Annotated in this window: 23 protein-coding genes; 9 read left to right on the plus strand and 14 right to left on the minus strand. The window is 68.7% G+C overall.

What is annotated here, in order from left to right; all coding sequences use genetic code 11:
* Positions 1 to 33 precede the first annotated feature (33 nt).
* Complete coding sequence (locus PAM7066_RS13500; protein ID WP_085854757.1) at positions 34 to 1,473, minus strand: diguanylate cyclase; 1,440 nt, start codon at positions 1,471 to 1,473, stop codon at positions 34 to 36.
* 100 nt (positions 1,474 to 1,573) lie between these two features.
* On the opposite strand from PAM7066_RS13500, the gene PAM7066_RS13505 reads away from it, so the two are divergent.
* The 3 genes from PAM7066_RS13505 to PAM7066_RS13515 are packed head-to-tail and all read left to right on the plus strand — an operon-like array spanning position 1,574 to position 3,525.
* Entirely contained in the window at positions 1,574 to 1,852 is a 279-nt protein-coding gene (locus PAM7066_RS13505) for a DUF3572 domain-containing protein (protein ID WP_085854758.1), read from the plus strand.
* A 57-nt stretch (positions 1,853 to 1,909) separates the two neighbouring features.
* Entirely contained in the window at positions 1,910 to 2,497 is a 588-nt protein-coding gene (locus PAM7066_RS13510; RefSeq protein WP_085854759.1) for a heme NO-binding domain-containing protein, read from the plus strand.
* Positions 2,494 to 3,525, plus strand: coding sequence for a GGDEF domain-containing protein (locus PAM7066_RS13515; RefSeq protein WP_085854760.1), 1,032 nt, complete (start codon positions 2,494 to 2,496; stop codon positions 3,523 to 3,525). The genes PAM7066_RS13510 and PAM7066_RS13515 overlap by 4 nt, the downstream gene beginning before the upstream one ends.
* Here the strand turns inward: PAM7066_RS13515 and PAM7066_RS13520 are convergent.
* Positions 3,500 to 4,300, minus strand: coding sequence for a lytic murein transglycosylase (locus PAM7066_RS13520; protein ID WP_085854892.1), 801 nt, complete (start codon positions 4,298 to 4,300; stop codon positions 3,500 to 3,502). The two genes, PAM7066_RS13515 and PAM7066_RS13520, sit on opposite strands and share 26 nt — an antisense overlap.
* Before the next feature lie 127 nt (positions 4,301 to 4,427).
* Here PAM7066_RS13520 and mnmH point away from each other — a divergent pair, with 127 nt between their 5' ends.
* Positions 4,428 to 5,477, plus strand: a complete 1,050-nt coding sequence (mnmH, locus tag PAM7066_RS13525) for a tRNA 2-selenouridine(34) synthase MnmH (RefSeq protein ID WP_085854761.1) — start codon at positions 4,428 to 4,430, stop codon at positions 5,475 to 5,477.
* A gap of 4 nt (positions 5,478 to 5,481) precedes the next feature.
* Here mnmH and selD read toward each other — a convergent pair whose 3' ends face one another.
* The 7 genes from selD to PAM7066_RS13560 form a co-directional block, all read right to left on the minus strand.
* Entirely contained in the window at positions 5,482 to 7,611 is a 2,130-nt protein-coding gene (gene selD / locus PAM7066_RS13530; protein WP_085854762.1) for a selenide, water dikinase SelD, read from the minus strand.
* Between the two features lie 25 nt (positions 7,612 to 7,636).
* On the minus strand, positions 7,637 to 8,194 hold the full coding sequence (locus PAM7066_RS13535; protein ID WP_085854763.1) for a pyridoxamine 5'-phosphate oxidase family protein: 558 nt from the start codon (positions 8,192 to 8,194) through the stop codon (positions 7,637 to 7,639).
* Entirely contained in the window at positions 8,187 to 9,236 is a 1,050-nt protein-coding gene (locus PAM7066_RS13540; protein WP_085854764.1) for a lipocalin-like domain-containing protein, read from the minus strand. The genes PAM7066_RS13535 and PAM7066_RS13540 overlap by 8 nt, the downstream gene beginning before the upstream one ends.
* A complete protein-coding gene (locus PAM7066_RS13545; protein ID WP_085854765.1) occupies positions 9,226 to 11,601 on the minus strand; it encodes an FtsX-like permease family protein in 2,376 nt (791 codons plus the stop codon). Before PAM7066_RS13545 ends, PAM7066_RS13540 begins: the two co-directional genes overlap by 11 nt.
* On the minus strand, positions 11,598 to 12,263 hold the full coding sequence (locus PAM7066_RS13550) for an ABC transporter ATP-binding protein (protein WP_085854766.1): 666 nt from the start codon (positions 12,261 to 12,263) through the stop codon (positions 11,598 to 11,600). Before PAM7066_RS13550 ends, PAM7066_RS13545 begins: the two co-directional genes overlap by 4 nt.
* A gap of 60 nt (positions 12,264 to 12,323) precedes the next feature.
* Positions 12,324 to 12,713, minus strand: a complete 390-nt coding sequence (locus PAM7066_RS13555) for a DUF1178 family protein (RefSeq protein ID WP_085854767.1) — start codon at positions 12,711 to 12,713, stop codon at positions 12,324 to 12,326.
* 67 nt (positions 12,714 to 12,780) lie between these two features.
* Positions 12,781 to 13,245 carry an NUDIX hydrolase gene (locus tag PAM7066_RS13560; RefSeq protein WP_085854768.1) on the minus strand — a complete coding sequence of 155 codons (465 nt, stop codon included), beginning with the start codon at positions 13,243 to 13,245 and terminating at the stop codon, positions 12,781 to 12,783.
* A gap of 115 nt (positions 13,246 to 13,360) precedes the next feature.
* Here PAM7066_RS13560 and PAM7066_RS13565 point away from each other — a divergent pair, with 115 nt between their 5' ends.
* Positions 13,361 to 14,518 carry an acetoin utilization protein AcuC gene (locus tag PAM7066_RS13565; protein WP_085854769.1) on the plus strand — a complete coding sequence of 386 codons (1,158 nt, stop codon included), beginning with the start codon at positions 13,361 to 13,363 and terminating at the stop codon, positions 14,516 to 14,518.
* Here the strand turns inward: PAM7066_RS13565 and PAM7066_RS19000 are convergent, their stop codons facing one another.
* The 4 genes from PAM7066_RS19000 to PAM7066_RS13580 form a co-directional block, all read right to left on the minus strand.
* Entirely contained in the window at positions 14,519 to 14,668 is a 150-nt protein-coding gene (locus tag PAM7066_RS19000) for a hypothetical protein (RefSeq protein WP_175484652.1), read from the minus strand.
* 113 nt (positions 14,669 to 14,781) lie between these two features.
* Entirely contained in the window at positions 14,782 to 15,264 is a 483-nt protein-coding gene (locus tag PAM7066_RS13570; protein WP_085854770.1) for a flavin reductase family protein, read from the minus strand.
* The gene (locus tag PAM7066_RS13575; protein WP_085854771.1) at positions 15,261 to 16,145 is read right to left on the minus strand and encodes an aldo/keto reductase; all 885 of its coding nucleotides are present in this window, start codon (positions 16,143 to 16,145) and stop codon (positions 15,261 to 15,263) included. The genes PAM7066_RS13570 and PAM7066_RS13575 overlap by 4 nt, the downstream gene beginning before the upstream one ends.
* Positions 16,145 to 17,299, minus strand: coding sequence for an LLM class flavin-dependent oxidoreductase (locus PAM7066_RS13580; protein WP_085854772.1), 1,155 nt, complete (start codon positions 17,297 to 17,299; stop codon positions 16,145 to 16,147). The genes PAM7066_RS13575 and PAM7066_RS13580 overlap by 1 nt, the downstream gene beginning before the upstream one ends.
* Before the next feature lie 159 nt (positions 17,300 to 17,458).
* On the opposite strand from PAM7066_RS13580, the gene PAM7066_RS19355 reads away from it, so the two are divergent.
* From PAM7066_RS19355 to PAM7066_RS13600, 4 genes are all read left to right on the plus strand, one after another.
* Entirely contained in the window at positions 17,459 to 17,731 is a 273-nt protein-coding gene (locus PAM7066_RS19355; RefSeq protein ID WP_085854773.1) for a twin-arginine translocase TatA/TatE family subunit, read from the plus strand.
* A 33-nt stretch (positions 17,732 to 17,764) separates the two neighbouring features.
* Positions 17,765 to 18,277, plus strand: a complete 513-nt coding sequence (tatB, locus tag PAM7066_RS13590; RefSeq protein WP_085854774.1) for a Sec-independent protein translocase protein TatB — start codon at positions 17,765 to 17,767, stop codon at positions 18,275 to 18,277.
* Positions 18,274 to 19,185: a twin-arginine translocase subunit TatC gene (gene tatC / locus PAM7066_RS13595; RefSeq protein WP_085854775.1), complete on the plus strand. Its 912-nt coding sequence runs from the start codon at positions 18,274 to 18,276 to the stop codon at positions 19,183 to 19,185. Before tatB ends, tatC begins: the two co-directional genes overlap by 4 nt.
* A gap of 92 nt (positions 19,186 to 19,277) precedes the next feature.
* Entirely contained in the window at positions 19,278 to 20,117 is an 840-nt protein-coding gene (locus tag PAM7066_RS13600) for an ATP-binding protein (RefSeq protein WP_085854776.1), read from the plus strand.
* A gap of 2 nt (positions 20,118 to 20,119) precedes the next feature.
* Here PAM7066_RS13600 and uraH read toward each other — a convergent pair whose 3' ends face one another.
* Positions 20,120 to 20,470, minus strand: a complete 351-nt coding sequence (uraH, locus tag PAM7066_RS13605; RefSeq protein ID WP_085854777.1) for a hydroxyisourate hydrolase — start codon at positions 20,468 to 20,470, stop codon at positions 20,120 to 20,122.
* Between the last annotated feature and the right edge of the window lie 4 nt (positions 20,471 to 20,474).

The raw sequence follows: 20,474 nt of genomic DNA on the forward strand, positions 1-20,474 counted from the left end.
TGTCCTTGCGCGCCTTTGTCGCGAACGGGTCTTCTAGGATAGTTTCTGGGTGAACCGGCGCAGTAGGGGGTCGGTGGCGACGACCGGACGTGCCCGCTCGGGTGCATCCTCGCCTGGCTCCGGCTCGTCGTTCTCGGCGAGGAAGGAGCGATTGCGCCCCTCGCGCTTGGCCCGGTAGAGCGCGCCGTCGGCCCGCGCGATCACCTCGGCCGGCTGACGGATTCCGCAAGCCACGCCGAGGCTGACGGTCACGTCCATCGCGATGTCGTTCGCCCGGAATGCAGGGGCCTGGATGGCGGCGCGCAGGCGTTCGGCCGCGATCATCGCCTCGTCCGGAGCCGTGTCGGACAGGATCACGAGGAACTCCTCGCCCCCGAAACGCGACACGAGGTCGTGCTCGCGCAGGTTCGCCTGCAACCGTCGCGCCACCTCGGTCAGGATCTGGTCGCCCGCATTGTGGCCGAGCCGGTCGTTGATGCGCTTGAAATGGTCCACGTCGATCAGGACGACGCCGAAATGACGGCCGGCGGCGTAGGTCCGGCTGGCCAGATCCTCGAGATACTGCATCGCGTACCGGCGGTTGAACAACCCGGTGAGGTGGTCCTTGGCGGCCATGCGAAGGCACTCGGCCAGGCGCAGGCGCATCTCGTCGATCTTGCGCTTCTGGCCGAGCGCTCGGGTCAGGACGGCCGTGCGCTCACGAGAGCCGGCGTCGCTTGGAAGCACGCCGTTCGCCCCGGTATCCAGCGCGCGGCCCGCCGTCGCGGTGTCCGTCTTGTCGCATTCCACGATGATCCCCGTGCGGCGCGTGCGCGGGTTCGACCGAAGCTCGGCCAGCAGCCAGAGGCCCTGTTCCGGGTCGCGGTCGCAGGACAGGATCAGCACGTCGGGCGGGCGGCCGGTGGTGTCGGACAACACCTCCTCGGCCGTGGAATGCACGAAGGGCGTGCCCGCAATCTCGGGCACGCCGCGCAGCAGCCGTTCGGCGGCGAGGCGGTCGGGCGCGACGACCCCGAGGCTCAGCGGGGGAAGGAAGGGAAGGGCGGTCTCTGCGAACCCGAGACGCTCGGCTGTCTCGACCTGGCGGGCCAGTTCCTCTTCGGCGTCCTGCTGGCGCAGAAGCGCGCGCAGGTTGGTCAGGAGCCAGCCGCGATCGACCGGGCGCGGCAGCACTGTCGCCGCCCCAAGCTCGAGCCAGTCGGCCCGACGATCGGTGTCGTCGGCATCGGCGATGACGATTGCCGGCGTCTGCTCATCGCGCGACCGCCCGACCCGCCCGAGCAGCGGTGCGCTGGTCAGGTCGGCCAAGGCGGCATCGGCGATCACGACATCAGAGCCGCGCGCCGCGATCTCGCGTGCGGCATCGCTCGCCGAAGCCACCGCGGTGACGTCGTAGCGGGCCGAGGACAGCGCGGCCCGCAGGGCGATCCGGTTCGTTGCCGTACCATCAGCGATAAGGACGCGTCTGGGCATTTCCTCTCCTCGGAAGACCGCACCTTGCGGTCTCGCCAGGTAAATACGAGTTACTTCCTGATCCCTAACGATTCACTAACCATTTTCCGTCGGTGGCGCCATGCAGCAAGATAATGCCGAAACTCTGGCACAAGACGTCGTGATCTGGCTATCCGGCCAGGAAGACCTGTTGTTGGTGTTCATGAACTCGACCGGTGGCGATGCCGAGTCCATTCGAAAGGGCATGACCGACCCGCATTTCCTCGGCGCTGTGCTCGATTTCCTGATGATGGACGACGCGTGGGTCGTCGCATATTGCGACGCGGCCGGGCTGCCCTATGACCGGCCGGGTCGCGCGCGGGCGGCGATTCCGGGCGGATCCGACATGCATTGGACGTGAACGAAGCAGGAATATCTTAAGGCCTGGGCGCTAGGACGGTCCTATGGGGGGTGGGACATGAACGGCGTAACGGCACGGGCACTACAGAGTTTTATCCAGACGACATACGGCGACGCGGTCTGGGCCGCCGTGCTTGCGGACTCGCGGGTAGAGGTGCCCTCGTTCGAGTTGATGCTGAACTACGCGCCACAGCTGACGGAACGGGTGCTCGGTGCCGCGGCAAAACATCTGAACCGGGCACCGGACGAGGTTCTGGAGGATCTGGGCCTCTTCCTCGTCTCGCACGCGGACATGCAGCCGCTACGCAGGCTCCTGCGGTTCGGGGGCGTCGACTTCGCCGCTTTCGTTCAGTCGATGGGGGATCTTCCCGAGCGTGCCCGCATGGTCCTGCCCCATGCGACCATGCCGCCGATTCGCCCGGTCGATGAAGGCGATGGTCGGTGGGCGATTTTCTGCGGCCGCCGCCCCGAGGGCATGGTCCACGTGATCCGCGGCGGAATCCGCGCCATGGCGGACGATTACGGAGCCCTCGCTACGGTGGAGCTTGGACCGGACGAGGGGCCGAACCACCGGTTGGACGTGACAATCCTGTCCGACCATTTTTCGGAAGGCAGGGTCTTCGACCTTGCGGCGCAGGCCGAATGATGTTCGCGGGTGACATCACCCTCGACCCCGGCGTGCTGGGCCAGCTTCTCCCGATGCATCTGCGCACGGAACTCTCGGGCCGGGTGCTGTCCATGGGCGCGACCTTCGCCCGAATCGCGGGAAGCCGGGCGACCCCGGACATGTGGCTCTTCGACCTGTTGGCCTGCGAATTGCCGGACGGGGAGGTCGAGGTCGCCCCATTGGTCGGCGCCCCCGTCGTGCGGCTGCGCTTCCGCGACGGGCGACGCGTGGGCTTTCGCGGCCACGCGGTGGCATTGCCTGACGGAACGGCGTTGTTCGACCTCGCGTTCGATTTGGTGGATCTCGCCGACCTCGGCGGCGCCCGCCTGACGGCGTCGGACTTCCCGCCGACGGACCGCACGCTCGACATGCTCTACCTGATGGAGGCGAAATCACTTGCCATGCGCGAAGCGCTGCGCCTCGTCGATCGCCTGCAGGACGCGCGCGACCGGGCCGAGGCGGCGGCGCTGACCGACACGCTGACGGGCCTGCAGAACCGCCGCGGCCTCGACCACGTCTTGCAGCGCACCTCGCTCGGCACGCCCTTCTCGATCTGTCAGGTGGATCTGGACCATTTCAAGCGGGTGAACGACAGCTACGGTCATGCCGCCGGAGACGCCGTCCTGCGCGCAGTCGCCCGGCGACTGATGCGGAACGTGCGGACCAGCGACACCGTTGCCCGCGTCGGCGGGGACGAGTTTCTCATCATCCTCCCCGAGCTGACCGACATCGCGGTCCTGGACGAGATCGCGTTGCGCATCGTGGCCGAACTTGAGAGGCCGGTGGTTCACGGCGGGCAGCAATGCAGGATCTCGGCCAGCCTCGGCATCGCGGTGTCGACCGACTACGGGTACCCCGATGTGAAGCTCATGATCGCCGATGCCGATGCCGCTCTTTACCGGTCGAAATCGGGTGGGCGGGCGCGTCACACGATTCATGCGCGCCCGGAACAGGCCCCGGCACCGCCGGGGCCACCCGGCACTAGCCGTCGATCTGCGAGGCCATGATCGCGATCGCTTGCTGATAGACCCCGGCCGCGTTCCACTCCTGGATCACGCGATAGTTCGGTTGGCCCTGCTGGTACCCTGCTCCGGGCTGCCAGCCCTTCTGGCGCAGGAAGTTGGCGGTCGAGGCCAGCGCGTCGGTCTCGTTGGTCAGATCCACCCGACCGTCGCCATTGCCGTCCACCCCGTATCGCACGACGTTGCCGGGCAGGAACTGGGTGTGCCCCCACTCGCCGTGCCGCGCCCCGATGGAATTCGCGCTGAGGGCACCGCGATCCACGAGCTGCAGGGCCGCGAGGGCGTGCGGCGTGAAGAATCCCGACCGGCGGCAGTCATAGGCCAGCGTCAGGATCGACGACACCACCGGGCTGTCGCCCATGAAGCCGCCGAAGCCCGTCTCCATCCCGTGGATCGCCAAGAGGACACCTGCGGGGACGCCGTAATTCTGTTCGAGCGACTGGTAGAAGCCGGCATTGGCCGCCTTCCGCTGGCGCCCCTGCGACACGATCGTGTTGGCGCCACGGACCTGCATGAACTTGTCGAGCGAGTAGTTGAAGCTCTTCTGGTTGCGGTCGGCGTTGATCGTGCCCTGCGAGTAAGAGCTGTTCATCAGGGCCTGGATGCCACGTTCACCGATGCCGGCGGCGCGGGCCTCCTGCGCGAATTGCGGTTTCCACTGCTCGTACTGGCCGCCATCGTTCGAGCAGGGCGCGGCGAAGGCGGGCAGGGCGGCGGCGGACAGGGCCGCAGCCAGGCGAAGGACGAAACGGGGACGCATGGCAAACTCCAAACAGGGAATAACGAAGGTGATGGGCCGGAAGTAGGTCACGAGGCGGCCCCGGCCACTCTTGCCGCGTCGCCGGTCGGTTCTGGGCAAACGCCCCGAAACGCGCTAGGCCGCGCCCATGCCCTTCGCGCCCCACGATCTTTCGGCCATTCCCGCGGCCGGGTTCGACACCATCATCGACGTGCGATCGCCGTCGGAGTTCGCCGAGGATCACGTCCCCGGCTCGATCAACCTGCCAGTCCTCGACGACGAGGAGCGGGCCCGCGTCGGCACGATCTACGTGCAGCAGAGCGCCTTTCTCGCCCGCAAGCTCGGCGCCGCGATCGTCGCGCGCAACGCCGCGCGGCATATCGAGGGGCCGCTCTCGCATCACGACGGTGGCTGGCGGCCGCTGGTCTATTGCTGGCGGGGGGGGCAGCGGTCGGGCAGCTTCGGCTCGATCCTCGCGCAGATCGGCTGGCGGGTCGAGGTGCTGGACGGCGGCTACCAGACGTATCGGCGGCTGGTGAAAGAGACGCTCTACGATCGTCCGTTCCCCTGCCGCGTCGTGCTGCTGGACGGATTCACCGGGACCGCCAAGACCGAACTGTTGCAGGTCGCGGCGCGTCACGGGGCGCAGGTGATCGACCTCGAGGGTCTGGCCAACCACCGAGGCTCGCTTTTCGGCGCAATGGGCGCCCAACCTGCGCAGAAGGGGTTCGAGTCGGCCCTCGCCGAGGTGGTGCGCGGGCTCGACCCGGCGCGGCCGGTGCTGGTCGAGGCCGAGAGCAGCAAGGTCGGCGAGCGGGTCGTGCCGCCCTCGCTCTGGAAGGCGATGCAGGCCGCGCCGCGCGTGACGGTCGAGTCTCCGCGGGACGTGCGGGCCGGGTACCTGGTGCGGGCCTATGCGGATATCGTCTCCGATCCCGACAGGCTCGACGACATCCTGGGCAAGCTCGTGCGGCTGCAGGGGCACGAGCGGGTGGACTTGTGGCGGCAACTGGCGCGCGAGGGGCGGATCGAGGCGCTCGCTAACGACCTGATGGAGCATCATTACGACCCGCGCTACGCCAAGCAGGCGGGGCGGCACGAGACTCTGGATGTCGGGGTGCTGCGGGCCGAGCGGCTGGACGCGGCCGAGATCGAGCGCCTCGGGGCCGAGCTGGCCGGACGGCTGTCGCAGATGTGACCGGTCAGGTCACGATGATGAATGGCGGGCCTTCGGTCAGGCGGCCGATGCGGGTACCGGGAAAGCCGTCCACGCGATCTGGCGGGACGGCGCACAGGTAGCCTCCGGCGGTTTGCGGATCGAACAGGATCTCGGCGCGCGGGTCATCGGGCAGCGTCATGGTTGCGGCCGTTTCGCGGTTCTGGTCGTGCAAGGTGGACCGTGTGCCGGCACGCATCAGCCGCTCGGCGCCGGGAAGCAGCGGCAGCGTGTCCAGCGTGATCTCCGCCCCCGTACCCGACGCATCGCAGAGGCCCATCAGGTGCCCGGCGAGGCCGAAGCCCGTCACATCCGTCACCGCGTGGGCGGCCGACAGATCGAGCGTCAGCTGGCTTTCGGCCATGGCGGCCCATGTCGTGGCCACCTCGGGCCCGCGCGCATCGAGCGCCATCTCGCCGGCAAGCACGAGCCCGGTGCCGAGGGGCTTGGTCAGCATCAGGACGTCTCCGGGTCGCCCGCCGCTCAACGGGGTGCCCCGACCGTCCAGCAGCCCCGTGACCGTCAGGCCGATCTGCATCTCGGCCCCGGTGGCCGAGTGCCCCCCCGCGATCGCAGCTCCGCTGTCCTGCGCCACGGCAGTGAGTGCGGACATGATCTCGGACAGGGTCCGCGCCTCGAGTCGGGGCGACAGGCGCGGCAGGGTCAGCACCGGCAGCAGGGCCTGCGGGGTCGCACCCATCGCGTGGCAGTCGCCAAGCGCGTGCAGCGCGGCGATCCGCGCAAGAAGGCCCGCGTCGTCGGTGAAGGCGCGGAGCTGGTCGACGGTGATCACCTGGCGCGCGTTCCCGAGGCGCAGGATCGCCGCGTCGTCACCCGGTCCGGCCTCAAGGTCGCTTCGCGGAACGGAAGGCATCCGCGCCAGCGCCGCCGCAAGAGTGCCGCGCCCGACTTTCGCGCCGCACCCGGCGCAGGGTGCCTGGCGGGTGAGGCGATCCAGCCCCTCGGCCTGATCCTTCGGCAAATCGGGCTGAGCCATCCGCGGCAGATCGTCGAGCTTGCGCATGAACTTCCGGTCGATCCGATCCTTCCACGTCCAGAGCCACGGACCTGCAATGGCGAGACCGAACTTCTCGGCCACCGCCGATTTGCGTCCCGTCGAGATGAGTTTCAGGTAGTCCTTCTGCGGCCGGTAGCGCGTCAGCGTTCCGCCCGCGACGGCGGCGCGCAGGTTGTCGAAGAGGACGGGGGCCTGCCGCACGGCGAAGACCCCCGCCTTGGGCCGCGGCGCGTGGGACAGGTGCGCGCAATCGCCTGCGGCGAAAATCGCGGGGTCGGAACTGCGAAGCCACGCGTCGACGGTCACGAAGCCGTCCGTCAGGTCCAGCCCGGTCGTCCCGAGCCAACCATGCGGACGTGCCCCCGCCGCGCCGGTGACGAAGCGCGCGGGGATGCGGCGGCCGTCGGCAAGGTCGAGGCCCTCTGCGTCGATGGACGACACTTCGGCGCCCTCGATCAGGGTGACCCCGTTGCGCGAGAGTTCTTCCAACAGGCGGGCGCGGGCCCGCTCGCCCAAGCCTGACAGGGTGCGGCCGCGGTCGATCACCGTGACCGGGGCGCCGCCCATGCCGTGGCTCATGGCCATGGCAAGCTCGCAGCCGCCGACGCCCCCGCCGATCACGGCGATGTCCGCGTCGCGGTCGCCTCGGGCGCAGTGCTGCGCCCAGGCCTCGGCAAAGCGGCCAAGGGGCTTGGCGGCGACGGCGTGTTCGGCAAAGCCCGGGATGTCGGGCATCTCGGAGTGGATGCCGATGTCGATCGAGGCCGCGTCATAGCCGATCCGGCGGCGGCCGATCAGGCTGTCCTCGATCACCGCCTCGCACGCCTCGCGGTCGAGGCCGATGGCTCGCCCCAGGATCAGCCGGGCACCGGCGAAACGGGCGAGACGGATCAGGTCGATCTCGAGCGTCTCGCGGTCGTAGTGGCCGGCGGTGAAGCCCGGAAGCATCCCGGTATAGGGCGCCGTGGGGCCGGGGTTCACCAGCGTCAGCCGCGCGCCCGCCAGCGGCTTCATGCCCCATTTGCGAAGCAGCAAGGCATGGGCATGGCCGCCGCCGATCAGGACGATGTCGCGGGTCGCGGGGAAGGTCTGTCTCATGGAGGGCGGGATAGCGGCGGCGGGCCTAGGGCGCCAGCCACATCCCCGCGAAGCCGTCCTTCGACTCGAACAACGCGCGGCGGTGCATCTTACCCAGATGCACCACGTCCATCGAGGTGACGTGCCCGACAAGGACGGCGAAGCGGTCGCGCTCGGTGGTTTCCTCGTAGTCATGGGCGGACGTCATCGGGGTGGAGGGCGGAGGCCTGCCGCCGTAGTTCCGTGCGGCGGGCTCCGCCAGGGCGTTCCAGCGATTGTCGAGGGCCGGCCCCGTCAGGATCTCGACATCGACCCGGGCGCGGATCTGCAGGCTCTGGACCGGGTCCCAGAACAGAAGCGTCGCTTTCGGCTTGGCTTGCAGCTCGTCCACCTTGCGCGAGGCGCGGTCGGTGTGGACCTCCAGAGACGCGTCGGAGGGGGAGGCGCCGCGCAGCACCACCATCCGTGCTTCGGCTGCGCCTCCCAGGCCCGTGGTCGCGAGGGCGGCCGTGTGCAGTGCGCTGTCCGGGTCGCACGCGCCTTGCGACAGCATCCGCCATACCTGGCCGCGAAGCCCGCCCAGCGTCTCGAACCAGTCACTCATAGCCCGTCATCTCCAGGTATCCCATTCCGTCATGCGAGCCCGAGACGCGCACCGGCCCCTCCCAGTACGCGTAGAGAAGATCCATCCACGCATTCGGATTCACCGCCGCGACCTCGACGTCCAGCCCGCGCGCGGGCAGGCGCAGGCGCCAGCGGGTGGGCACATCGCGATCCGCGACGCGGGAGGTTTCTAGCGGTTCGGCCGTCAGCGCTCCGTCCTCGTAGGGGGACGGCGTGCCGTCGGGGAGGATCCAGGTTGCCGAGGTGAAGGGCGGGCCGTCCCGGTCGCGCAGGCGGAACCCCATCAGCTTTTCACCGGTGGAGAGGTGCAGCGAGAACCAGTCCCAGCCTGTCTGCGTCTCGGCCAGCGGGGACGACGACCACTCGCGGTCGAGCCAGGCGCGCCCCGTGACGGGAATCTCGCCCGTGGGCAGGATCAGCGTGCCCTCCACTGCGTAGAAGGGCTGCGAGTAGTAGTAGCTCGCCTGTCCCTCGGCTGACTTGACCGAGTAGCCGCCAACGCCTTGGGGGACGAAGGGCATGTCCGTCCGCAGGCTGAGGTCATAGGCGAAATCCTCGCCGGCTGCGGTCAGGCGCACGTCCGTCAGCGACGGCCCCGCCATCTGCCAGTCGTCGATCCACGCTTCGAACGGGTCGACCGTGACGCCCGCCTGGCCGATGCCGCCGCGGCCCAGGCGCTCGGTCGCGCGGTGGGTGTCAGGTGTGGTCAGGGCGGCGTGGCCGAGCCAGGCCTGCGGGGTGCTCCACCCGCTGCCGTCCCGGGGGGCGAGAGCGGATCGGAACAGCGTCCACTGGATGCCGTAATCGGTGCCGTCGGGTCCGGTGAGGTTCGCGGTGACGTACCACCATTCGATGCGGAAATTAGGATGGGGGCCGTGGTCGGCGGGGAAGCGGAAGGTCGGGTCGGGGGCGGGTTCGGCGAAGCCCCGCGACGCTGTGCCCAGGCCCGCAAAGCCCTGCGCGTGCGCAAGTCCCGGCAGAGCGGTCAGCATCAGGGCGCGGCGGGTGATCCTAGCGTTCATGGGCGAAGACCTTCAGCAGCTCCGACGGCGGGGTGCGGGCGAGCCGCAGCGCGGGCACGAGGGCGGCGAGCGCTGCGGCCAGAAGCGACAGGACCAGCAGGCGCAGCCAGTCGAGCGGGAAGAGGCGCAGGGGCAGCTTCCAGCCGAAGGCCTCGACATTGATCACCGACAGCAGCACCCAGGCGAGCGCGATGCCCACTGGCAGCGACAGCACGAAGGTCAGCGCCGCCAGCATCACCGCGCGCCCCAGGTCGAGCATGGCAAGGCGCCGCCGCGTGAACCCGAGCGCCCAGACAGGGGCAAGCTGCGGCAGGCGCATGGTGGCGATCGTCAGAAGCGACGTGAGGATCGCCAGCCCCGCCACCCCAAGGGTTAGCACGTTCAAGGCGCCGGTGACGGTGAAGGTCCGCTCGAATATCGCCAGTGAGGCGCGCTTGACCGAGGCCTGGTCCATGATGTTGCTCTCGGGAAGGTCGAACCGGTCGCGCAGGTCCCGGGTCAGGTCCTCTATCCCGGCCGGGTCGAGGCGCAACGAGAAGCTGAGCGCCGGTATGTCGGGGAACAGGGTGTCGAAGCGCTCGAGGCCCACCATCGCCTCGCCCCGCGGGTTGCCGTAGTCGCTGTAGACCCCGGCGATGAGCATGTCGCGCCCGGCGATCTCGAGCATGGCGCCGGGCCAGAGGTCGTTGCGACGGGCGAGCTGTGCGTTGATCAGCGCGGCGTCGCCGGCGTTCACCCGCTCCCACGTGTCGGGCTGGCGGGCGATCAGGGGCCAGGTCTCGCTATAGGTCGGGTGGTCCGCGACGCCGACAAGCTGGGCCGGGGCGCCGGCAAGGGGTAGCTCGGTCGAGCGGATTGGCAGGATCGCGTCCACCCGGGGTCCCAGAAACGCGAGGATCTCGTCGGCCTGCACCTCGGTCTCCGCCCTCAGGTTGAGCTCGGCCGCCAGCCTCTGATCCAGCCAGCCGGTGAAGGTCAGCCGAAAGGACGAGACCATCGTGCCAACCCCGATATTCGCCGCAAGCGCCAGAAGAAGGGCCATCAGCGCCAGCGACAGGCCGGGAAGCTGTTGCTCGGCATCGGCCCAGAACCATTGGGCACGCGGGCCTTGGGCGGTGCGGGACGCGGCGCGCAGCACGATCCGCAGGATCAGGGGCAGCGCGAGGGCGGCGCTCAGAAGGAGGCCGCCCAGCAGGACGAAACCTGCCGCAAGCCCCCCGATCCCCCACGCGACCGCCGCCACCGCAAGGCACAGGGCCGCAGCCCCCGCCTGAAGCCACAGCGCCTGCGCCGAGGCGCGGGACCAGGCGCGCGGGTTCGCCGGCGCCAGCAGCGGCATCCGCGCGGTCTGCCATAGCGACGCCGCCGCCGCGATGGCCGTGCCGAGCGTGGCGATGGCGAAGCCCGACAGCCACCAGGCAGGCCGCAGCGTCAGTTCGCCCGCGACCTCGGCCCCGTAGAGGCCACGCAGCGTGGCGGCCACGTCGGGGATCAGCAGCGTCGCCACCAGGTAACCAAGGGCGATACCGATGGCCCCCGCCACCAGCGACAGGATCAGCAACTCGGCCGACAGCAGCGCCAGGAGCGTCCCCCGCGGCAATCCGAGCGCGCGCAGCGTTCGAAACACGCCGCGTCGCTGCTCGAACGCGAGCCCGATGGCGCCGCGGACGATGAAGAGGCCGACCGCGAAGGACAGGAAGCCGAACGCGGTCAGGTTCAGGTGGAAGCTGCCGGTCAGGCGCGAGACGTCGGTGGTGGTGGTGCCTCCGGTCCGGCGCAGCGTCGGTGCGATGTCGGCGATGGGCGGCGCGGTCATGGATGACGGGCCGGCGATGATCAGGGCGGACAGTTCACCGGGACGGTTCAGCACGCGTTGGGCGGTGCCGATATCCGCATAGGCGGCGCCCGGGGGGATGCCCTCGGCCTCGGTGGCAGGGGGAAGGCTATCGGGCACCTCGGTCCCCGGCGCCACGAGGAGCTGTCCGGGCTCACCGATGAAATCCGGGCCGATGCTGCCTGCTCCGGTGTCCTGCGGCAGGTCGTCGGGGGGCAGCGTGAACGGGTCGATCCCGATGATGCGCAGGCCCGCCGCGCTGCCTTCCAGCACCGGGCTGACGTCGTGGCCGGCGCGACGCAGGGCGATGTAGGTCCGCTGGGGGATCGGCCCGTCCGCGACCAGCCGGGGTCGCGCGCCGGCGGCCAGGGTGGTCGCGGCGCGATCGTAGCTGGCCCGCGCCTCGGCATTGATCGCCTGCACCCCGGACCACAGCGCCGTCGCCGTGGCGAGCCCGACCATCAGCGTCACCAGCTGGAACGGCCGGCGCCACCAATGGGACAGCAGCGCCCGAAGCGTCGCGCCGATCATGCGACGCGACCCCGCGACAGCACCAGTCGCCGCTCCATCCGGCTGGCGAGCGCGGTGGAATGCGTCACGCAGAGAAGCGCGGCACCCGTCTCGGCCACCAGTTCGAGCATCAGGTCGACCACGCGGCTCCCGGTCTCTTCGTCCAGGTTCCCCGTGGGCTCGTCGGCCAGCACCAGCTCGGGCCTCACCGCAAGGGTCCGGCCGATGGCGACGCGCTGCTGCTGGCCGCCAGACAGTTGCTCGGGGTATTTCGACAGGTGCCCGGCCAGTCCCAGCCGCCGGGCGAGCGTGTCGCACCAGGCGGGGTCGTGCCGCCCCGCCAGCCGAGCCTGGAAGGCGAGGTTCGCGCCCACGTCGAGCGACGGGATCAGGTTGAACTGCTGGAACACGACAGACACCCGCGACCGCCTCAGCGCCGCGCGCCCCCGGTCGTCCAGTGCGGTCACCTCGGTCTCGCCCAGCCGGACCGCGCCGCCATCCGCCGTGTCGAGCCCACCCACAATGTGCAGCAGCGTCGATTTGCCCGATCCGCTTTCTCCGGTCAGCGCCAGAGTCTGCCCTGCCGCCAAGTCGAACGTGACGCCCTGCAGGACCGGCACGGGGCCATCCGCGGCAGGGAAGGACTTCTGCAGGTCGCGGACGGAAAGAAGGGGGGTGCTCATGCCGTGGCACCTAGGCTTGGCGCGGCACCCGGACAGGGGGTGCGACCGCGCGGCCGCGGGTCAGTTCGCCTTGGATTTCGGCACGAAGGGCAGGGGCGCCGCCGGGATGCCGTCCTCGATCAACGCGCGGGCCTCGGCGGGGCGGGCCTCGCCCCAGATCGGCCGGTTGGGCGCGTCGCCCTCGTGGATCGCGCGGGCCTCTGAGGCGAAGCGGGTGCCCACATAGTCTGCCTTGGTCTCGATCTCGCGCCGGAGCCGGGCGAGGGGGTGCTCGGCCTCGTCTGCGCCGGTGGCGACGCGGGGCGCCATCGGGGCCTTCTCGACTTCGGACGCACCGCATTCGGGGCAGGACAACTGTCCGGCCGCGCGCAAGCTGTCGAAGGCCCCGGCCGAGCGGAACCAGCTGTCGAAGGAATGCGCCTCGCGGCATTTTAGGGCGTATCGGATCATCTGCGAAGTCCGTAACTGGCGAGACGCTTTACATAATCGACGCCCGGCCGCCGCGCAATCGGGCGTGTCAGCGCAACAGGATCAAAAGCGTCGGGTCCGAGAGCAGCCGCGCCAGGTCGGGCTCGGATACCAGCCGTGCCGCCTTCTTCAGCGACACCCATTTCCGCTTGCGTGACTTCCGTTCATTCCAGTCGTCCAGCAGCCGTGTGACTTCCAGCGGGAAAACCGCCGAGATTACGGGCAGACCGCTGCCCTTGCTGTAGGTGAACACGCCCACGCAGCGTTCCGAGGCGATGCCGATCACGCCGGCTTCCTCGTACGCTTCGGTCGCGGCCGAGGCGGCGGGGGTCTTGCCGTCCATCGGCCAGCCCTTCGGGATGACCCAGCGGTCGCCGTCACGGGTGGTGACGAGAAGGACCTCGACCTTGCCGTCGTGACGGCGCCACGGAAGGGCGGCGAATTGTGCGCGCATGTCGCGCTTTCCCTGGTCCGCCATGTCGACGGGGCGGACGGGTTCGAAACTGCGTCCCATGGTGCTGCTCGCCTCTCTGCCTCGTTGGAAGGTCTGGTTTTTCGTCGAGGGTAAGATCTCGCCCTGCGATTGCAACAATTCTTGACGGGTGGGGCGGCGAAAATACCTCGTGCCCATGCCGGATCGCAACGCGCCCGCCCCTGACGACCCGATCCGACCGGCGCGGTTCATCGGATCCGAGATCTACCGCGGGTCGAGCTACGGCGGCGCACATCCCTTGCGGATCCCGCGGGTCTCGACCGTGATGGACCTTGCCCGGGCGTTGGGGTGGCTGCCGTCCGAACGCTACCTGACCTCGCCCCGCGCGAAACCCGCGGCGCTGACGGTGTGGCATACGCAAGACTACGTGGCCGCGTTGCAACGCGCCGAGGCGGCGCAGGCGGTCCCGGACGAGGTGCGGCTGCGCCACAAGCTCGGCACCCTGTCGAACCCGGTCTACCCAGAGGTGTTTCGTCGGCCCGCAACGGCGGCGGGCGGCACCATCATGGCGGCCGCGCTGCTGCGCGACGGCGGCCGCATCTACAACCCCGGCGGCGGCACGCATCACGGGATGCCGGACCGGGCGAACGGGTTTTGCTACCTGAACGACCCGGTGCTGGGGATCCTGAACCTGCGCCACGCCGGTGTGCGCCGGATCGCCTATGTCGATATCGACGCGCATCATTGCGACGGTGTGGTGGCGGCGTTCGGAGACGACCCCGAGGTGCTGATCGTCTCGACCCACGAGGAAAGGCGGTGGCCCTTCACCGGTAGGATCGACGAACGGGGTGCGGGGAACGTCTGGAACCTGCCGCTACCGCGCGGGACCCATGACGGCGACATGGCGCGGGCGCGGGACGAGATGATCCTGCCGCGCGTAGCGGATCACCGGCCCGAGGCGATCATCCTGCAATGCGGTGCGGACGCGATCGAGGAAGACCCGCTCTCACGCCTGTCCATGTCGAACAACGCGCATCGGGCGGTGCTGCAGGGGTTGATGCCCCTGGCGCCGCGGCTGCTGGTCCTTGGGGGCGGGGGGTACAACCCGTGGTCTGTGGGGCGGCTCTGGACCGGGATCTGGGCGACGCTGGCGGGCGAAGAGATCCCGGATCGTCTGCCGCCGGAGGCCGAGGCGGTGCTGCGGCGCCTCAGCTTCGATCACCTGAGGCTGGGTCGCAATCCGCCCGAGGCGTGGTTCACCACGCTGGCCGACCCGCCCCGGGAAGGGGCGCCCGGTGCCGGGATTCGCGAGAGGCTCACCCTGCTGAAGAACCGGGCCCGGGCCGAGGTCTGATCAGAAGAGCTCGGGATGCGCGGCCTGCATCGCGGGCGTGGCGTGCGTCCGCTCGAAGGTTGGGATGCTCGCGTTGATGCCTGCGCTGGCGGCGACGCCGGCGAGGACCATGAGGATGGCGAGGGCGGCGGTTCTGGTGGTCTTAGTCATGTCATGTTCTTTCGGTCATCGCGGAGGGTCCGCATATCAGCCGAGGAACACCGGGCGCACCAGGCAGTTGCGTGCGTTCGCGCACAGACAGGGGGCGATTTCTTGCGTCCCGGTCAGTGCGCCGAGAACACCCCGTAGCGCCCGAAGGCGAAGACCAGCGGCTCGCCCTCGCGGTGCTGGGCGTCCAGCACGCGGCCGACGACGATGGCATGGTCCCCCGCGTCGTGGACGGCATAGGTCTCGCAATGGAAGCGCGCCAGGCAGTCGTCTAGCAGGGGCGTCCCGTCCTCGGCCTCGGTCCAGGGCGTGTCGGCGGGCATGGCGCCTTCGCGCACGAAGTGTTGCGAGACGCCGTGCTGTCCTTCGCCCATGACATGGATCGCGAAGCGCTTGCATTCCGTGAAGGGCGCGAACCGGCCCGAGGCGCGGGCGGGTTGCCACAGCACCAGCGGCGGGTCGAGCGAAACCGAGGCGAAGGAATTGGCGGTAATACCGACCGGCCCGCTTGGCGCGCGGGTCGTCACCACGGTCACGCCGGTGGCAAAGCGCGAGAAGGCGTCGCGCAGTTCGCGCGCGGTGAAGGGTTCCAGGCTCATGCGACCTCGTGGCCAAGCGCGTGGGTGTAGAGTTCGAACCAGGTTTCGCGATCGATCCTGAGGTCCAAGGCCGCGCCGACCTTCGCGATCCGGTCGAGGTTGTTTGTGCCGACCACCGGCACGATCCCTGCCGGATGCGCCAGCAGCCACGCCAAGGCGACGGCGGCGCGGTCGGTGCCGGTTTCGCCAGCGATCCGGTCCATGATCTGCTGCAGGGGCCCCTCGTCGGTCATCAGGTGCCCGCCGCCCAGTGGCGACCACGCCATCGGGTGCAGCTTGCGTTCCTGCAGGAAGGCCAGTTCGCCGTTGGTGAACGGGTCGAGGCGGCCGAGGCTCATCTCGACCTGGTTGGTGACGAGCGGGGTCTGCATCGCCGACTGCAGCAACGTGAAGTCGTGGGGCAGGAAGTTCGACACCCCCACGGCGCGCACCTTGCCCGACCGCACCAGATCGTCCAGCGCGGCACCCGTCTCGGCCGGGTTCATTAGCGGGTCGGGCCGGTGGATCAGCAGCAGGTCGATCGCCTCGATCCCCATGAGCCTCAGCGAAGCCTCGACCGACGCCTCGATATAGGCGCGGGAAGTGTCATAGTGCTTGCCACGCGCATCGGCGTGACGACCGGTTGGTGCGACGATGCCGCACTTGGTGACGATCTCGATTCGGTCGCGCAGGGCGGGGGTCAGGGCGCGGCCCAGAACCTCTTCGGCCATGTAGCCGCCGTAGATGTCGGCCTGATCCATGGTGGTGATGCCATGGTCGAGGCACGCCTCGATCTTGGCCTGCACATGGGCGGGCGAGGTGTCGGCATCATCGGCCAGCCGCCACATGCCATAGGCGATGCGGCTGAAGTCGAGGTCGGGCGTCAGGCGGACGCGATCCATCAGTGGCGCTCTCCGGTTCCGAGTGGCGTTGCGGGGGTGCCCTCGGGCACCCGGCCATAGACATGGGGCAGGGAACAGGTCGTCAACTCCGGCAGGACAAGACGGCCGAACTGGCGGCATTCGTCAATATGGGGATAGCCCGAGAGGATGAAGGCGCGGATGCCCATGCGGCGGTAGTCCTCGAGCTTCGACAGCACCTGGTCGGCCGAACCCACAAGTGCCGCACCGCAGCCCGAACGCGCGCGGCCGATGCCGGTCCACAGGTGCGGTTCGACATAGCCGAACCGGTCGGCCAGTTCGCGGGCGCGGGCCTGGTGACTGACGCCGAGACTGCCGGAATCGTGCGCACGCTCGCGGATCATGCGCCCGTATTCATCGTCCAGCTGCGCCACGAGGTGATCGGCGTACTCCCTCGCCTCGGCCTCGGTGTCGCGCACGATGACGTGGACGCGCAGGCCGTAGTCGAGCGTGCGGCCGTACCGTTCCGCGACCGCGTGGACGGCACGCATCCGCTCGGCCAGTTGCTCCTGCGGCTCGGGCCACATCAGGTAGGCGTCGCAATGCTGCCCACAAAGCTCCAGCGCGTCGGGCGAGTAGCCCCCGAAATACAGCAGCGGCCCGCCGGTCTGGTAGGGCTTGGCGGGGTCGGTCGGCACGTTGTCGAACTGGTAGACCTCACCGTCGAAGTCGATCCGGTCGCGCGTCCAAGCCTGCTTGAGGATCTCGACCACCTCGCGCGAACGGCGGTAGCGGAAGGCGCTGTCGGCCTTCTCGCCCGGAAAGTCCGACGAAATCACGTTCAGCGTCAGCCGCCCTTCAAGCATATGATCGAGCGTCGCCACGGTCCGCGCCAGCATGATCGGCTGCATCTCGCCGCAGCGGATCGCGGCGAGGAAATTCATCCGGTCCGTCAGGGGCGCCATACCGGCCACGAAGCTGAGCGTGTCCTGCCCGACCTGGTAGGAAGAGGGGCATAGGATGTTGCGAAAGCCCTGCGCCTCGGCTTCCAGCGCGATGTCGCGGCAATGTGCCCAGGACGAACGCAGGTCATCCTCGGGCACCCCGAGCTGGCGGTAGTCGTCGGAGCAGAGCGCCGAGAACCACGACACCTCGGCGGCATCGAGATCGGCGGACGTGACGGGCACGACGGTCATGGCTGGATCCTCCCCTTCGCGCAGGCCTAGCAGCCCGTCGCGAAGCCGGCAATTCGCCCTGCGGAGGGCATGCCTGAAGACGTGAACGGTTTCTCCTTCAATTCGGCCAAGCGATCCTATAGATAGAGGCCGTTACAGCCGGGGGATTAGGAGTTACCCATGCTCAACAATATCGGCCTTCCGGGCCTGCTGCTCATCGCGATCGTCGTGCTCGTCCTCTTCGGCCGGGGCAAGATCTCGTCGCTGATGGGCGAGGTCGGCAAGGGCATCACCGCCTTCAAGAAGGGCGTGGGCGAAGGGTCCAAGGAAGACGAGGACGAGACGGCTGCCAAGAAGGACCGCGAGCTTGCCGCGCCCTCCGTGCGCAACGAGTCCGTGGCCCCTGCGACCGACAGCACCGAGCGCGAGACGGTCGAGAGCCGCAACAGCTGAACCTGACCTGACCGCCCCGGGAGGCGCGTACCCATGTTCGACATCGGGATGACCGAGCTTCTGGTCATCGGCATCGTCGCGTTGATCGTGGTGGGGCCGAAGGACCTGCCGGGAATGTTCCGCACGCTCGGCCGGTTCACCGGAAAGATGCGGTCGATGGCGCGCGAGTTCCAGCGCGCCATGGAGGACGCGGCCGACGAATCGGGCGTCCGCGATATCCACAAGGACCTGAAAGGCTATTCGAATCCCAAGAAGTACGGCCTCGACAAGCTGAACGAGGCCGCAGACAGCTTCGACAAGTGGGATCCGATGAAAGAGCCGCGCAAGAAAGGCAGCGCCGGAAGCGGCCCCGCCACGCAGGCGCTCAGCGAAGAGCGCCGAGAGAAGGCCGAGAAGTTCAAGCAGGCGGCGGCCGACCGGGCGCAAGCGCGCCGTGACCGCGAGGCCGCCACAAGCGCCGCCGATGGGCCCGCGACCAGCGCTCCGGCAAAGGATACCGGCACGGCCGCCGACACGCCGCTGACCTCCGAGGATGACAAGGCATGAGTGCCGCCGACGACCGGGACGACCTCGAAGACAGCTCGGCCCCGCTGATCGAACACCTGGCCGAGCTTCGAAAGCGGCTGATCCGCGCGATGATCGCCTTCATCATCGGCATGGTGATCTGCTTCACCGTCGCGACGCCGATCTTCAACTTCCTGACCCAGCCGCTGTGCCAGCAGCTGGCGCAACGCGGGCAGGATTGCGACCTGATCTTCATCTCGCCGCAGGAAGGCTTCTTCGTCGCCGTGAAGGTGTCGCTTCTGGGGGGGCTGTTCCTGTCCTTCCCGATGATCGCCTACCAGCTCTGGCGGTTCGTCGCGCCCGGCCTCTACCGGACCGAGAAGGGCGCGATGCTGCCCTTCCTGATCGCGTCGCCCTTCATGTTCGCCATCGGCGCGGCCTTCGCCTTCTACGTGGTGACGCCGCTGGCCTACGACTTCTTCCTGGGCTTCCAGCAATTCGGCACCGAGGGCGAGGCCCTAACGCCTGAGGTCGGCGCGCCGCTTTCGGTGGTGTTCCAGGGTTCGGCGCAGGAATACCTGAACCTGACAATGAAGTTCATCGTATCGTTCGGGCTATGTTTCCAGCTTCCGGTGCTGCTGACCCTTCTGGGCAAGGCCGGACTGGTGTCGTCCAAGGGGTTGGCCGACGTGCGCAAGTACGCGGTCGTGGGCATCCTGGTGCTCGCCGCCTTGGTCACGCCTCCTGACGTCATCACGCAGCTCATTCTCTTCACCGTGGTCTACGGTCTTTACGAGGTGTCGATCTTCCTGGTGCGGCGGGTCGAGAAGAACCGGGTCGAGCAACTCCGTGCCGAGGGCGTGCTGGGCGAGGACGAGGACCTCTACGATCTCGATGATGACGAGGACCTGGCCGACGACGAGCCCGAGGACGACACGAAACGTCCATGAGCGGCTTGCGGAAACGGGGGCGGGCAGGGGTGACCTTGCCCGCCCCCGTTTCGTGACATACCCACGGCGAAACGGGTGAATGGGCGAGCGACATGGATGCGAACGGGCTGAACCGAATTGCCGCGGCGCTGGAGCGGATGTCTCCGCCGCCGGCTCCGCTGCCCGAGATCTCGGCGGCCGATGCGTTCCTGTGGCAGACCTCGCCCGACCGGCTGACGCCGGTTCAGCGCGTGAACCGGGTCGAGCTGTCGCTGCTCGTGGGGATCGACCGGTCCAAGGCGACTCTGCTGGAGAACACCCACCAATTCGCCCGCGGATTCGCTGCAAACAACGCCCTGTTATGGGGTGCCCGCGGGATGGGAAAATCTTCCCTTGTCAAAGCGGTACACGCCAAAGTTGCGACGGAACATCAACTGAAGCTGGTCGAGCTGTCGCGCGAGGACCTGTCCTCGGTCACGCGGCTTCTGGAGGTGCTGCGGGCAGCGCCCGACACAAGGTTCCTGCTCTATTGCGACGACCTGTCGTTCAGCCATGACGACCAGCATTACAAGTCGCTCAAGGCGGTGCTGGATGGCGGGATCGCGGGGCGGCCGGACAACGTGCTGTTCTACGCCACCTCGAACCGGCGCCACCTGATGCCCCGCGACATGATCGAGAACGAGGCCGGCCGCGCCATCCATGCCGCCGAGGCGGTGGAAGAGAAGGTCTCGCTTTCGGACCGGTTCGGGCTGTGGCTGGGCTTTCACCCCTGCGACCAGGATGAATACCTCGCGATGATCCGAGGTTATTGCGATGCCCACGGGGTTGAGATCGACGACGCCACCCTGCGCGCCGAGGCGATCGAGTGGCAGGCCACGCGCGGCAGCCGTTCGGGCCGTGTCGCGTGGCAGTTCTTCACCGACCTGGCAGGACGCCGCGGCGTCCGGGTCTGAGGTCAGCTGCCCCGGTAGGTGGAATAGCCGAACGGCGAAAGCAGCAGGGGCACGTGGTAGTGATCCTCGACCGCCATGCCGAAGCGGATCGGCACTTCGTCGAGGAACAGCGGGTTGGGCAGGCCTTCCCCGGTTTGGCGCAAGTAGTCTCCGGCATGGAACACCAGTTCATAGGTGCCCGGGGTGAACTTGGCCTCGGGCAGGATCGGCCCGTCCGTCCGGCCATCCGCGTTGGTCACGGCCGAGGCGACCTCCAGGCGAGTCTCGTTCACTCGGAACAGCGTGATCCGCAGTCCCGCTGCGGGGCAGCCGCGGGCGGTATCGAGGACGTGGGTCGTCAGGTATCCGGGCATGGGG

The organism is Palleronia marisminoris (assembly GCF_900172315.1).
GTDB classification, from domain to species: Bacteria; Pseudomonadota; Alphaproteobacteria; order Rhodobacterales; family Rhodobacteraceae; genus Palleronia; species Palleronia marisminoris.